Origin of the sequence: Salegentibacter sp. BLCTC, from assembly GCF_015143665.1 — a bacterium.
Classification (GTDB): Bacteria; Bacteroidota; Bacteroidia; order Flavobacteriales; family Flavobacteriaceae; genus Salegentibacter; species Salegentibacter maritimus.
Genome location: NZ_WYEW01000006.1, coordinates 150819 through 164715, shown reverse-complemented (window position 1 = coordinate 164715; position 13897 = coordinate 150819). Strand labels below are relative to the sequence as shown.

Genomic DNA, 13897 nt, shown 5'->3' with positions numbered 1-13897 from the left:
TAAGTCCAAATATAATTATTATAGTCTGCCCTGTATGAAGATTTTACGAAAAATGCTGATTCCTTTTGCGTTATTATATGGTTTTATAACCTGGAGTAGAAATTTGCTTTATAACGCCAAAATACTCGATTCTAGATCTTATGATTTTCCGGTGATATGTGTAGGGAACCTAAATGCGGGGGGCACGGGCAAATCGCCAATGATAGAGTTTTTACTGAAGTTTCTTCTGCCAAACTATAAAGTTGCTACTTTAAGCAGGGGGTATAGGAGAAGTACTTCTGGCTATAAGTTATTAAGTGGAGAAGAGCCGGCAACAGAGGTGGGAGATGAGCCTTTACAATTTAAAAGAAAGTTTAATAAAGCTATGATTGCGGTAGACGCCAACCGGCAAAATGGAATTTCAAATCTTAGAAAACAAAATGCAGAAATTATTTTATTGGATGATGCTTTTCAACATAGAAAAGTAAAGGCTGGGCTGAATATTTTACTCACTGCTTACAGTGATTTATATGTTGATGATGTTATGTTGCCAACGGGGAATTTAAGAGAGCCAACAGTAGGGGCAGAACGGGCTAAAATAATTGTGGTTACTAAATGCCCGCGAAAGCTTACACATAGAGAAATGGATACCATTAGAACTAAACTTAGATTACATAACTACCAGCAATTATATTTTAGTTTTATTGATTATTCTGAAGAAATAAACTCTGAAGAAGCCAGCATTGAACTAGATGATTTAAAAGATAAATGTTTTACTTTGGTTACGGGGATTGCAAATCCTAAACCACTTGTAAATTATTTAAAGACAAAAGGTTTTAACTTTAAGCATCGTGTTTTTAAAGACCATCATAATTTTACCGATAAAGAAATAACAGAGCTAACCAAAGAAGCACTAATTTTAACTACCGAAAAAGATTACGTGCGTTTATATACTTATTTTAAACCCAGGCAGCTCTACTACCTGCCGGTAAAGACTGCTTTTTTAAATAACGAAGCAGAATTTAAGACCGAAATAATAAAATTTGTAAAAGGACAATAGGTTTTATTTGTACCTACTTAATAGTGAGTAATATGTTTAATAAAGTGCCTAGGGTGCTTTTTAAACCGTGCTCTGTTTTAAGGCTAATTGCTTATTAATTTTCAGGAAAAATTCTTCCGTTTTATAGGGTTTTGGGATAATATCGCTAAATCCGTTTAAGTAGAACTCATCAAGATTATCGTCTAAAGTAACAGCGGTTAAGGCAATGATGGGGATTTCAGTATTAAATTTTCTAATTTCTTTAGTGGCTTCTATCCCGCTTATTCCCGGCATATGGATATCCATAAGAATAAGATCGTATTCATTTTCCTTGGTTTTTTCTACAGCAATAGTACCGTTATCGGCCACCTCGCAAATAACCTGATGTTTTTCCAGGATTTTACGGGTAATCATTTGGTTTATCTTATTGTCTTCCACAATAAGTATGTTTTTGCCTTCTAATCTATCTTCAACAGGTGCTTCTGCATCCTGGGATGTTTTATTTGTATTATTTTCTATTTCTTTAGCTTCAAACTTTAGCTGAAAAGTAAAAGTTGAACCTTTGCCCAAATCACTTTCCAGCTCAATTTCACTGCCTAGTAAACTAAGAAGATTTTTTACTATAGATAATCCTAAACCGGTTCCCCCAAATTTACGATTAATCTGTGTGGAGCCCTGGGTGAAGTTTTCAAAAATTGCTTTTTGTTTTTCCTTTGAAATTCCCTCGCCGTTATCTTTAATTTCAAAATCAAGTAAAATAATATTTCCTTCGTGAGAGTTTTTAGAGACATTAATCCATATATCCCCGTCTTCGGTGAATTTTATAGAGTTTCCAATTAAATTTATTAAGATTTGTGATATTTTTAATGGGTCGCCTTTTATCTCTTCGGGAATAGAATTGTCGTAGTTAAGGTGGATTTTAGTATTTTTTTGGTCTGCCGAGTTTTGAAGTGCAACCAATACATCTGAAATACGCTTTTTTAGGTCAAAAGAAGCCTCCATAACTTCTACCTTGTTAGCTTCCAGTTTGTTGAGGTCTAAAATGTTGTTGATAAGTGAAAGTAAATATTCACCAGAAAATTTTAATGAATTAAGATGCTCTTTTTGGTTTTCGGTAGGGCTTTCTTCTAACAATAGGTGTGTAAGGCCGGTTACAGCATATAGGGGCGTTCTTAACTCGTGGGTAATGGTAGAGAGAAACTGAGCTTTGGCCAGGGAAGCTTTTTCCGCATTTTCTTTGGCTTTTGTAAGCTCTGTGTTTTTCTTTTGTAGCAATTCGTTAGCACGGGCCCTTAAGTTATTGTTTTTGTAGAGTGACAGGGTTAAAAGTGAGAGAATGGTAATAAGTGCCACACTAAGAATTGTGGTTAGTTTATTAACTTTTAACTTGCTTTCTTGTTCGGCATTCTGAAGGCTCAATTCATTTAAACTACTTTGCAAGGCATCTATTCCATATTTGGCGTTTGCTTGTTCGGCCAGTACCTCCTTATTCATTGCAATTATGGAGTCATTACGTGCATAACTTTTTTGAAGATAATCCAGGGAAGTCTTGTAATTACCGGTTTCCTCATAAATTATACTCAGTTGCTTATAGATGCTCATTATCATGCCGCCAAAATTGTTAGCCTTGGCGATTGCTAATGCCTTGTTGCAGTTCTCTTCGGCCAGTTCGTAGTTCTTGAGGGCTATATGAGCTCTACCGGTATAGTAATAGAGTCTTGAAAGTTCGTACATGTTTTCAGACTCTGAGAGTTGTATTTTTGCCTTTTCCAGAAGTTTTAAGGCTTCATTGATCTGTTTTTCAGATTTTTGAATGATAATCGCCCGGTTTAAAGAAACTATTCCAAGGTATTCCTGATTGTCTAATTTTAAGTAGAGTTCTTCTGCCAGGTTGAGATAACGGTTTGCCCGGGTTTTGTTATGTTTAGCCATAAAAATTTTAGCAAAATTTACATAGCTGTAAGCCAATCCTTTTTCGTCGCCCACTTCACGTTGAATAGAAATTGCCCGGTTTAACTCGGTTATCGCTTTATCGTATTCGTGTCTTATATAATAAAGTTTGGCAAGAATACTACTGGATAATGCAATAAAGCGCTTATCATCAATAGATTTTGAAAGTTCTAAAGAAGAATTTAATTGTTCAATGGCGCGGTCAAAATCTAATGTATTTACTGAAACTTCAGCATCGTTGATTAACTGCTGAATTCTTTCATTGGCCAATTGAAGATGTTTGGAATCGTCTTGCTGAATTGCAAAAGAAAAATTACAATAAAATACGAATATTAGTATAAAGTTGAATCTCTTCATTATGGAAAATCAGCATACGCTTAATGGATATAAAGATAGTTATTTCTCATTAACCATTGAAATTAAATCGATAAGACGACTGGAATAACCGATCTCATTATCATACCATCCAATAATCTTGACTAGCTTGCCACTTATCACCGATGTCATTTGAGCATCAAAAATACAAGAATGCGGATTATTGTTAATGTCTATAGAAACAATGGGATCTTCGGTGTAACTAAGAATTCCTTTTAAGGAAGTTGTAGCCGCATCTTTAAAGAGTTTGTTTACGGCCGTTATGTTGGTTTCTTTACGAACATTAAGGGTCATATCTGTTAGGGAACCGTTGGGTACGGGAACCCTAATTCCACAACCTCCAATAACTTCACTAATCTCGGGGAAAATACCGGTTAATGCTTTTGCTGCTCCAGTAGTAGTAGGAATTATAGATTGGGCTGCTGCACGGCTTCTTCTAAGGTCCCTATGTGGTTTGTCGTGTAAGCTCTGGTCTGAGGTGTATGAGTGTATGGTTGTAATATATGCTTGTTCTACTATAAAATTTTCATGAATCAATTTTAGCATGGGGGCGGCATTATTGGTAGTGCAGCTGGCATTTGAAATAATTTCTTCACTACCATCCAGGATATGTTCATTGACGCCCAATACCACCATTTTAATATCATTATCTTCAGGTGGAACAGATAAAATCACCTTTTTCGCACCATTGGTAATGTGATGTTGAAGTTCCTCTTTGGTCTTGAACTTTCCTGTAGATTCTACTACAATATCAACTCTATGTTTGTTCCAGTTAATCTCTTTGGGATGGGATTCGTTTAATAAAGGGATAGAGATTCCATTTACTATAAGCTTGTCCTCTTCGGAAGAAATCTCAGCAGGCGAAATTCCGTGGATACTATCGTATTTTAAAAGGTGAGCCAGGGTTTTGGCGTCGGCCACATCGTTAATAGCAACTACATTGATGCTTTTATGTGATATTAAAAGCCTAAATAGGCTTCGCCCAATACGGCCAAAACCGTTTATGGCTATATTGATGCTTTTGTTCATTTAAATCGGAAAAAAACTTAATCTATATGTTTATGTGCTTTGTAAGAAGAACGAACCAGGGCGCTACTTTCTACATGGCGAAATCCGAGGTCCAGCCCAATTGCCTCATATTTTTTAAATTGATCTGGGGTGATAAATTGCTTTACCGGTAAATGTTTTTTACTGGGTTGTAGGTATTGCCCAATAGTTACCACATCTACGTCTGCTGCTCTAAGATCATGCAGGGTTTGTATTACTTCGTTTTCCTGTTCACCAAGTCCCAACATAATTCCAGATTTGGTTCTGTTTACACCTTGTTGCTTGAGATAGCGAAGAACTTCAAGACTACGATCGTACTTGGCTTGAATTCTAACCTCCCGGGTAAGTCTTCTAACCGTCTCCATATTGTGGGAAACCACTTCTGGCATTACTTCTACTATACGGTCTATATTGCGTTCATTTCCCTGAAAATCTGGTATTAAAGTTTCTAGGGTGGTTTCAGGGTTCATTCGGCGAATGGCTTTCACGGTTTCCGCCCAAATTATAGATCCCATATCTTTAAGATCGTCGCGGTCTACACTGGTTACCACGGCGTGCTTAATCCCCATAATTTTTATAGAGCGGGCAACTTTTTCAGGTTCGTCCCAATCTACTGTTTCCGGACGGCCGGTTTTTACACCACAAAATCCGCAGGAACGGGTACAAATATTTCCTAAAATCATAAAGGTAGCAGTACCTTCACTCCAGCATTCCCCCATATTTGGGCAGCTGCCGGAAGTGCAAATTGTATGTAGATCATATTTGTCTACCAGGCTGCGAAGTTCGGTATATTTTTTACCGGTTGGAAGTTTTACCCTTAGCCATTTTGGTTTAGCTTTAGGCTTTTCTTTTACGGGGCTTATAGTGTCTGTACTCATAGTAAAAATCTAGATTTCAAAGATACAATAATCTAATGAACTGCATAAATTAGATCGTTAAGTCCTAAAGAACTTACACCAATTTTCTTTCTTCAATGATTTTGGCCAGTAACTTCCTGGCTCTTAAAAGTTTTACTTTTACATTATTCATGGGTTCATTCAGGGTTTCAGCAATTTCTTTATAAGATTTTTCCTGAAAGTACCTAAGATTAATAACTTCCTGGTAGTGTGGTTTTAACTGTTTAATATCGGTAAGTAGTTGAGCTAAGTGTTGTTCGCTAATTAATTTGTCTTCAATTGTAGGTGTTTCATCAGCAATGCGGTATACTTTTTCATTATGGTCGGAGGTAGTTTGAGAGCTAATAGAAGATTTTTGCTTCCTAATCATATCAACATGAATATTCTTTGAAATGGCTATTAGCCAGGTGTTAAAAGAATATTCCTCATCAAAAGTTTCAATTCTTTTAAAGGCTTTAGAAAAAGTTTGAATAGTGATATCTTCTGATTCGTACGCGTTCCCCGTTTTTTTTAGCTGAAATCCATATACACTATCCCAAAATGTATCGAGTAGATAATTAAAAGCCGACTGGCTTCCATTTTTTGCCGCTTTAATTCGGGTAAGGAGCAATTGCTGATCTATTTCCAATGCCTTGGTTTTGAAATGCTGTTCGCGATAAATATGCCAAATTGGGTGAAAATTAAAAATACTTCTAAAAAGGGAAACAACCAAATTACATCTGTTTCTTGTAATTTTCTAGCCGATTGTGTGTACACTATTCCCTGTACCAATAGCACGACTGCTGCGCAACCTACAACCAGTTGCCACTGAAACTGGAGTATAAGCAAAATGGCAAGTAAAATCCAAAAGAAGAAGCGTGCAGTAAAAAACAAGCCCAATAATATTTTATCTTTTGTTTTGTAAAATCCTACTACTGATGCGTGTCTTCTTTTTTGGTGAAACCAGGATTTTAGATCTGTTTTAGGAACACTTCTCGTGCTTGCTTCCGGATGGTGACATATAAAGGTGTTTTTAAAGTTTGCTGCTTCGTTAACAAAAAGATCATCATCTCCAGATCTTAAATGTAAATGATTGGCAAAACCTTTTTGGTCGTAAAACTGTTTTGAAGTATAGGCCAGGTTTCTTCCCACACCCATATACGGGTTTCCTAATTTTGCATAGGAGAAATATTGAATAGCGGTAAGTAAGGTTTCAAAACGAATTAGCTTGTTTAGTAAAGACTTACTGTTTTTAAAATACCCACCATAGCCTAGTACAATGCTTTTTTCTTGCAGAAATCCGTTAGCCATGTGTTTAATCCAATTTGGGCTTTGTGGCGCACAGTCTGCATCGGTAAATATTAAATACGGGTTTTGAGCCTTTTTTATACCTAAGGTAAGTGCGTATTTTTTATTTGCCCAAAATGCTTCATTGTTTTTAACATTTACAAGTTTAACCCTGCCGTCCAGGCTTTGAAAATGCTCTATAACTTCTAAGGTATTATCTAAAGAAGCATCATTTATAATAATTACTTCAAAATTAGGGTAGTCCTGATCTAGAATGGGAGGAAGGAAGTTTTTAAGATTTTCGGCTTCGTTTTTGGCACAAACAATAACCGATATAGGCAAGTCTATCTCTTCGGGATTTTTACTTTTATCTTTGGCAAAAGCAAAAAAAGCGAGGTAAAAGCCTAAAATAATTATTGAAAACAGAAAAAAAAGCCCCAGTAGAATTGCTGCCATGTAACTTAGTTAGCCTTCTTTTCTCCAGAACAATCGCCTTGTTCTTCGGGTAATTTTCCGCAAAAACTGCAAGCTTCTCCTTCTTTATTCAAAAATGGGCTCTGGCTGGCACAGGTTCCGGCAAATTTACCGTCTTTTTTTCCCCATATTTTAATGGCTATTCCAGCGAAAGCCAACCCTAAAAGCAAAACTGTTATTATAAGTAACTGCATAACTACGTGATATTTCTAATTTCTCCCCCTTCTAATTAATTTCAATATGAATGTGACATTAGATATTTAGCCAAAAATCGAAATTTAAAAACTATAGATTTTATATCTAAACCTTAAAAAATCTATGTAATACCCCTCTGGCCGTCACACGATGAAATTTAGTGCAAAAATAGCAATAAATTGACTTTTGGGAAAATTCAAACGCATATTAGCATAAGCTTTACACACTTTAACTAAAATTTAATCGTAATGCACTGTAATTGTAAAGTTTAGGTGATAAATTAGGAGGTCTAAACCATTAAAAACTAAATTATGAAATCTAAAATTTTATTAATAATGTTAGCTGTTTTTGCATTTAGCTTTACTTCTTGCGAAGATACCAAGAAGAAGGAAGAGGAAAAGGCAAAAATGGAGCAGGAAGCAGCAGAGCAAGAGGCTAAAATGAAAGCTGAAGAGGAACGCATGGAAATGGAATCTAATAGTATTGCTGCCAAAGCGATGGCAACCGATTCTCTAAGTACCTTAGTTAGTGCATTGAAAAATGCCGAATTGGCAACAACCTTTACCGAAGATGAAGGTCCATATACAGTTTTTGCACCTACCAACAGTGCTTTCGAAAAAGTTGATAAAGCTACCTTAGATGAATTGATGAAGAGTGAGAATAAAGATCAATTAGCAGGTGTTCTTAAATATCACGTAGTAGATAAAGAAATTACGGCTTCAGATTTAAGTCAGATGATTGAAGATGGAGGTGGTGAAGTAACTTTTGTTACTATGGAAGGGGCAGAACTTACAGCTATGGCAGATGGAGATAATATTGTGCTTAAGGATGGAAATGGGAACACAGCTACCATTATCGCTACAGATATTGAAGCTTCTAACGGAATGGTGCACCTTATTGACGGTGTAGTAATGAAAAAAGCTTCGTAAATATTGATTGATTAACAAATATAAAGAGGCTGTTTATAAACAGCCTCTTTTTTTAGTATCCTGTTGCGGGGATATTTTTTGTAAAATCAATTTTAAACTTTTTATCTAAAAAATGTTCACTTCAGCTTCTAGTTTTATATTATACTTCTGATAAATTTTTTCCTGAATTTCTTTAGATAATTCTAAAATTTCTTGCCCGCTGGCATTTCCGTAATTAACCAAAACCAAAGCCTGGTTTTTATGTATACCGGCATCACCTTTGCGATATCCTTTTAAACCTGCCTGGTCTATAAGCCAGCCTGCAGGGATTTTAATTTGGTTGGCCTGCACAGCGTAAAAGGGCATTTCAGGAAATTGCTGTTGTAACTTCTTGAATTCAGTCTCGCTAACTATTGGGTTTTTAAAAAAGCTACCACTATTGCCCAACTCCCTCGGATCTGGTAGTTTCTGTTGACGAATATTTACAACGGCATCAGAAATATTTTTAATAGTAGGTTTTTTGATATTATGCTTGTCTAATTCGGCCTGGATCGCACCGTAAGAAGTGCTTAACTCATGATTTTTTTTACTAAGTTTAAAGTTTACCGAGGTGATAATGTATTGACCTTTTAGTTTGTTTTTAAAAACAGAGTTTCTGTAACCAAATTCACATTGTTCGTTATTGAAGGTTTCAACTTCCAAAGTTTGTATGCGCAGGGCTTCACAAGATTTAAAGCTGTCTTTAAGTTCAACCCCATAAGCACCAATGTTTTGAACAGGAGCAGTACCTACATTACCGGGTATTAAAGAAAGATTTTCGAGTCCGCCATAGCCTTTTTCAATACAATATAATACAAATTGGTGCCAGTTTTCGCCGGCACCAACTTTTAAGATAACTTCTTCGTTGTTTTCAGAAATAAGTTCAATTCCACTAATGTTAATATGAATAACCGTTTTATCTACATCCTGGGTAAGCAGCATATTGCTACCGCCTCCCAGTACAAATATCTCTGTTGCATAAGCCTGCTGTAAAACATCACGTAACTCTTTTTTACTGCTTACAGATATGAATTTTCTGGCTTTTACATCTACACCAAAAGTATTGTATTGCTTCAGGGAGAAATTTTCAGCAACCTGCATAGATGATGTGTTATTTATTATATTCTTTTAGAGCAATCTTTAGGATTTCAATGGCTCTCTCCAGATTTTCTTTCTTTAATACATATGCAATTCTCACCTGGTTTAGACCTGTGTTAGGGGTAGAGTAGAAGCCGGCTGCAGGAGCTATCATTACCGTTTCATTGTTGTAATCGAAACTTTCTAACAACCACTGTGAAAAATTGTCGGCATTTTCAACAGGAAGCTCGGCAATGCAATAGAAGGCCCCCTTAGGTTTGGCAACTTTTACACCCGGTATACTCTCTAAACCTTCAATTAAAAGATTTCTTCGCTCTGTATATTCTTTGTTTACTTCATCAAAGTATTCATCTGGAGTGTCTAATGCAGCTTCTGCGGCTATTTGAGCGAAGGTAGGCGGGCTCAATCTTGCTTGTGCAAATTTCATGGCAGCACGCATTACTTCCAGGTTTTTTGAAACAAGGCAGCCAATTCTTGCTCCGCACATACTGTAGCGTTTAGAAACCGAATCTACCATAATGGCGTGTTGTTCCAGGCCGGGAATACTCATAATGGAATGATGCTTAACCCCATCGTATGCAAACTCACGATACACTTCATCGGCAACAATAAAAAGATCATGTTTCAGGGCTAAATCTGCAAGTTGCTGTATTTCTTCACGGGTGTATAAATAACCGGTAGGATTTCCGGGATTACATAAAAGAATAGCCCTTGTTTTGTCGGTGATTAATTTTTCAAATTCTGAAATTGCAGGAAGCGAAAAATTATTTTCTATGCTTCCTTTAATGGGAACGATTTGCACCCCAGATGCGGTTGCAAAACCATTGTAATTTGCGTAAAAAGGCTCTGGGATAATTACCTCATCACCCGGGTCGGTAATACTTCCCATAGCAAACATCAAAGCTTCAGAGCCCCCGGTTGAAATAATAATATCCTGTGCATCTACCGGGATATCATTTTTTCTATAATATTGGGCTAGTTTGGTTCTATAAGATTCAAAACCCGCAGAATGACTGTATGAAAGCACATCTATATCATTGCTTTTAACTGCTGCCAAAGCTGCTTTTGGGGTTTCAATATCCGGTTGGCCAATATTTAATTGATAGATTTTTTTTCCATTTTTTACAGCTGCTTCAGCAAAGGGTACTAGTTTTCTTATTGGAGATTCGGGCATATTGCGCCCTTTGTTCGATATATTTGGCATGAGATTTATTTTAATACATTGCAAACATGCAAAAATCTAAGAAGATTTCTGATTAGTTTTTAGTTATAATTTATCAAAAACTAAAAATTGTTCCTTAAAATTAAATTTGAAACTTAAAAGTATAGAGGTAGCCGTTTAAAATGCCAGATAACGCTAATCTAAACTTGATTCAAGATTTATAATTTTAAAAACTTTACAAGCTTATTTTAATGTGCATAAGACTTTTTAAACGGCTTTTTAGGCTTTAATAGTCTTTAACTATTATTATCTTTTTCAATAACCCGCCCCTTAATTTTAAGTGATTTTGTTGATTCTTCGGCATTAGAATATACAGTGATTGTTTTTCTAATAGGGCCTACAAGATTTGTGTTGTACTTTACCTGAATCTCTCCTGTTTCTCCCGGCTTAATGGGTTCTTCCGGTTTTTTAGGAATGGTGCAACCACAACTAGAGGTTACATTGGCAATAACCAATGGGGCATTGCCTGTATTGGTGAATTCAAAAACGCGAACACCATCACTTCCTTTTTCTATTTCGCCATATTCAATAGTTTCAGTTTTGAATTCTATCTTGGCTTTTTCCTGCGCCATAACCGTGCCTATACCAGCAACAACAAAAATGGCGATAGCAATAAATTTCTTCATAATTATTAATATTTAAAAACGAATGATAAAAATAAGCCGAATTGCTGTGTACACAAAATTATAATCAAATCAACTTCTTTTATAATCCTTAAGTTATATTTACTTTTGCTCTTATTTTTCAAAAACCAGACCAATATGGCGATTGCTTCCCAATACGATTCAAAAAAAGTAGAAGATAAATGGTATAACTACTGGATGGAAAACAATTATTTTCATTCAGAGGTAGACGATAGAGAACCATACACTATTGTAATTCCACCACCAAACGTAACCGGTGTTTTACATATGGGGCATATGCTTAACAATACCATTCAGGATGTTTTAGTGAGAAGAGCTCGATTAAAAGGCTATAATGCCTGTTGGGTGCCGGGTACCGACCATGCTTCTATTGCAACTGAGGCAAAAGTAGTGGCAAAATTAAAGGCAGAAGGAATTGATAAAAACGATCTTAGTCGTGAGGAATTTCTACAGCATGCCTGGGAGTGGACACATATACATGGGGGGATTATCCTTGAGCAACTAAAAAAACTAGGAGCCTCCTGCGATTGGGAACGCACCAAGTTTACCATGGATGAAAAGATGTCAGCTTCTGTAATTAAGGTTTTTGTTGATTTATATGAAAAAGGACTCATTTACCGCGGGTATCGAATGGTAAATTGGGACCCACAGGCAAAAACTACCCTTTCTGACGAGGAAGTAATTCATTTAGAGAAACAGGGCGAGCTTTTTTATCTTAATTATAAAGTAGAAGGTAGTGATGACGTATTAAGTATAGCTACTACACGTCCCGAAACTATATTGGGGGATACGGCAATTTGTATCAATCCAAACGATGAACGTTTTGCCCATTTAAAAGGTAAAAAAGCAATTGTTCCAATTTGTAATAGGGTAATACCAATTATTGAAGACGAATATGTAGATGTAGAGTTTGGTACGGGTTGCTTAAAAGTGACGCCGGCCCATGATGAAAATGATAAAATGCTTGGAGATAAGCATAATCTTGAAGTGATAGATATCCTTAACGACGATGCCAGTCTTAATGCTTACGGAATGCATTATGAAGGGAAAGACAGGTTCCAGGTTAGAAAGGAGATCGTAGAAGAACTAAAAGAAATGGGCGTGCTTACCAAAATTGAAGAGCATATTAATAAAGTAGGGACCAGTGAACGCACCGGTGCTGTTATAGAACCCAAACTTAGTGACCAGTGGTTTCTAAAGATGAAAGAAATGGCCAAACCTGCAATAGATGCTGTGGTTGGTGATGAAATTAATTTGGTGCCCGATAAATTTTTGAATACCTATAAGCATTGGATGGAGAATGTTCGCGACTGGAATATCTCCCGCCAGCTTTTATGGGGACATCAAATTCCGGCTTATTTTTACGGGAGTGGAAAAGAAGACTTTGTGGTTGCCGAAACTGCAGAGAAAGCCCTGGAGAAAGCGAGAGAAAAGTCGGGAAATGCCCATTTAAAGGCAGAAGAATTAACCCAGGACAAAGATGCTCTGGATACCTGGTTTTCTTCCTGGTTATGGCCTATGAGTGTCTTTAATGGGATTTTAGAACCGGAGAATGAAGAAATTAAATATTATTATCCAACTAACGATCTTGTGACTGCTCCCGAAATCTTATTTTTCTGGGTAGCACGAATGATTATGGCCGGTTACGAATACAGGGGAGAACGACCATTTAAAAACGTTTATCTTACCGGGATTGTTCGTGATAAGCAGCGGAGAAAAATGTCCAAGTCCTTAGGGAACTCACCCGATCCGCTAGGTTTAATAGAGCAATATGGAGCCGATGGTGTTAGGGTAGGAATGCTTTTAAGTTCTCCGGCCGGAAACGATTTGATGTTTGAAGAAGATCTTTGTAAACAGGGTAGTGCATTTTCAAATAAAATTTGGAATGCATTTAGGCTGGTAAAGGGCTGGGAAGTTTCTGAAGAAAAAGAGCAGGACGAAACCTCAAAAATTGCAATTAATTGGTACACCGCCAGGTTTAGAAAAACCCTCGTGGAAATTGAAGATCACTACGCTAAATATAGAATGAGTGATGCTTTAATGAGCACTTATAAGTTGATTTGGGACGATTACTGCTCCTGGTTCCTTGAGATGGTAAAACCGGCTTACGGTGAGCCTATAGATGCCAAAACATATAAAGCAGTAATAGAAATTTTAGAAGATAACTTAAAGATTCTCCATCCGTTTATGCCGTTTGTTACTGAGGAAATTTGGCAGGAAATTACTGAAAGAAAACCTTCTGAAGCTTTAATTGTAGCGAAATGGCCGGAGATTAAGGATTATAACGAAGGAATAATTAACGAATTTGCTTTGGCTTCAGAAGTCATTGCAGGGATAAGAAAGGTAAGAAAAGAGAAAAATATCTCGTTTAAAAATACCATAGACCTAATGGTAATGAACAACGAAAATGCTTCAGAATTCTTTGATCCTGTGATCTTAAAGATGGGTAATATAAATGCTTTTAATTACGTAGATACACAGGTGGAAGGTGCGCTTTCCTTCCGAGTGAAATCTAATGAGTACTTTATTCCTATTGCCGGTGCTATTGATGTTGAAGCTGAAATTGAAAAACTGGAAGAAGAATTAAAATATAATGAAGGCTTCCTAAAATCTGTAGAGAAGAAGCTCTCTAACGAGCGATTTGTAAATAATGCGCCCGAAAAAGTTGTAGCTATAGAAAAAGCAAAGAAAGCTGATGCTGAGGCGAAGATTAAAGCTATTAAAGCCAGCTTAAAAGGTTTAAGTTAAAACAAAAATAAAGGCGG

The 13897-nt window shown here is 36.5% G+C and carries 12 protein-coding genes; 3 read left to right on the top strand and 9 right to left on the bottom strand.

Annotated features, from left to right (window positions below):
* Window positions 1–34: 34 nt before the first annotated feature.
* On the top strand, window positions 35–1039 hold the full coding sequence (gene lpxK / locus GUB10_RS08775; RefSeq protein WP_193711061.1) for a tetraacyldisaccharide 4'-kinase: 1005 nt from the start codon (window positions 35–37) through the stop codon (window positions 1037–1039).
* A gap of 60 nt (window positions 1040–1099) precedes the next feature.
* Here the strand turns inward: lpxK and GUB10_RS08770 are convergent, their stop codons facing one another.
* From GUB10_RS08770 to GUB10_RS08745, 6 genes are all read right to left on the bottom strand, one after another.
* Complete coding sequence (locus GUB10_RS08770; protein WP_193711060.1) at window positions 1100–3325, bottom strand: ATP-binding protein; 2226 nt, start codon at window positions 3323–3325, stop codon at window positions 1100–1102.
* Window positions 3326–3364: 39 nt separating this feature from the next.
* Window positions 3365–4372 (bottom strand): type I glyceraldehyde-3-phosphate dehydrogenase, encoded by a 1008-nt coding sequence (gap, locus tag GUB10_RS08765; RefSeq protein ID WP_193711059.1) that lies wholly within the window; start codon window positions 4370–4372, stop codon window positions 3365–3367.
* Between the two features lie 17 nt (window positions 4373–4389).
* Complete coding sequence (gene lipA / locus GUB10_RS08760; RefSeq protein ID WP_193711058.1) at window positions 4390–5268, bottom strand: lipoyl synthase; 879 nt, start codon at window positions 5266–5268, stop codon at window positions 4390–4392.
* A 73-nt stretch (window positions 5269–5341) separates the two neighbouring features.
* Window positions 5342–5914 carry an RNA polymerase sigma factor gene (locus tag GUB10_RS08755; RefSeq protein ID WP_193711057.1) on the bottom strand — a complete coding sequence of 191 codons (573 nt, stop codon included), beginning with the start codon at window positions 5912–5914 and terminating at the stop codon, window positions 5342–5344.
* Window positions 5905–7008, bottom strand: a complete 1104-nt coding sequence (locus tag GUB10_RS08750; protein ID WP_193711056.1) for a glycosyltransferase — start codon at window positions 7006–7008, stop codon at window positions 5905–5907. The genes GUB10_RS08755 and GUB10_RS08750 overlap by 10 nt, the downstream gene beginning before the upstream one ends.
* 5 nt (window positions 7009–7013) lie before the next feature.
* A complete protein-coding gene (locus GUB10_RS08745) occupies window positions 7014–7220 on the bottom strand; it encodes a membrane or secreted protein (RefSeq protein ID WP_193711055.1) in 207 nt (68 codons plus the stop codon).
* 312 nt (window positions 7221–7532) lie between these two features.
* Between GUB10_RS08745 and GUB10_RS08740 the strand changes: the two genes are divergently transcribed.
* Entirely contained in the window at window positions 7533–8150 is a 618-nt protein-coding gene (locus GUB10_RS08740) for a fasciclin domain-containing protein (RefSeq protein ID WP_193711054.1), read from the top strand.
* Window positions 8151–8255: 105 nt separating this feature from the next.
* On the opposite strand, the gene murB is transcribed toward GUB10_RS08740, so the two are convergent.
* The 3 genes from murB to GUB10_RS08725 all read right to left on the bottom strand — a co-directional run bounded on the left by murB (window position 8256) and on the right by GUB10_RS08725 (window position 11114).
* A complete protein-coding gene (gene murB, locus GUB10_RS08735; protein ID WP_193711053.1) occupies window positions 8256–9269 on the bottom strand; it encodes a UDP-N-acetylmuramate dehydrogenase in 1014 nt (337 codons plus the stop codon).
* A gap of 10 nt (window positions 9270–9279) precedes the next feature.
* Entirely contained in the window at window positions 9280–10470 is a 1191-nt protein-coding gene (locus GUB10_RS08730) for a pyridoxal phosphate-dependent aminotransferase (protein WP_193711052.1), read from the bottom strand.
* 254 nt (window positions 10471–10724) lie between these two features.
* Window positions 10725–11114, bottom strand: coding sequence for a DUF1573 domain-containing protein (locus GUB10_RS08725; protein ID WP_193711051.1), 390 nt, complete (start codon window positions 11112–11114; stop codon window positions 10725–10727).
* Between the two features lie 135 nt (window positions 11115–11249).
* Here GUB10_RS08725 and GUB10_RS08720 point away from each other — a divergent pair, with 135 nt between their 5' ends.
* Window positions 11250–13880 (top strand): valine--tRNA ligase, encoded by a 2631-nt coding sequence (locus GUB10_RS08720; protein WP_193711050.1) that lies wholly within the window; start codon window positions 11250–11252, stop codon window positions 13878–13880.
* The last annotated feature ends 17 nt before the right edge of the window (window positions 13881–13897 follow it).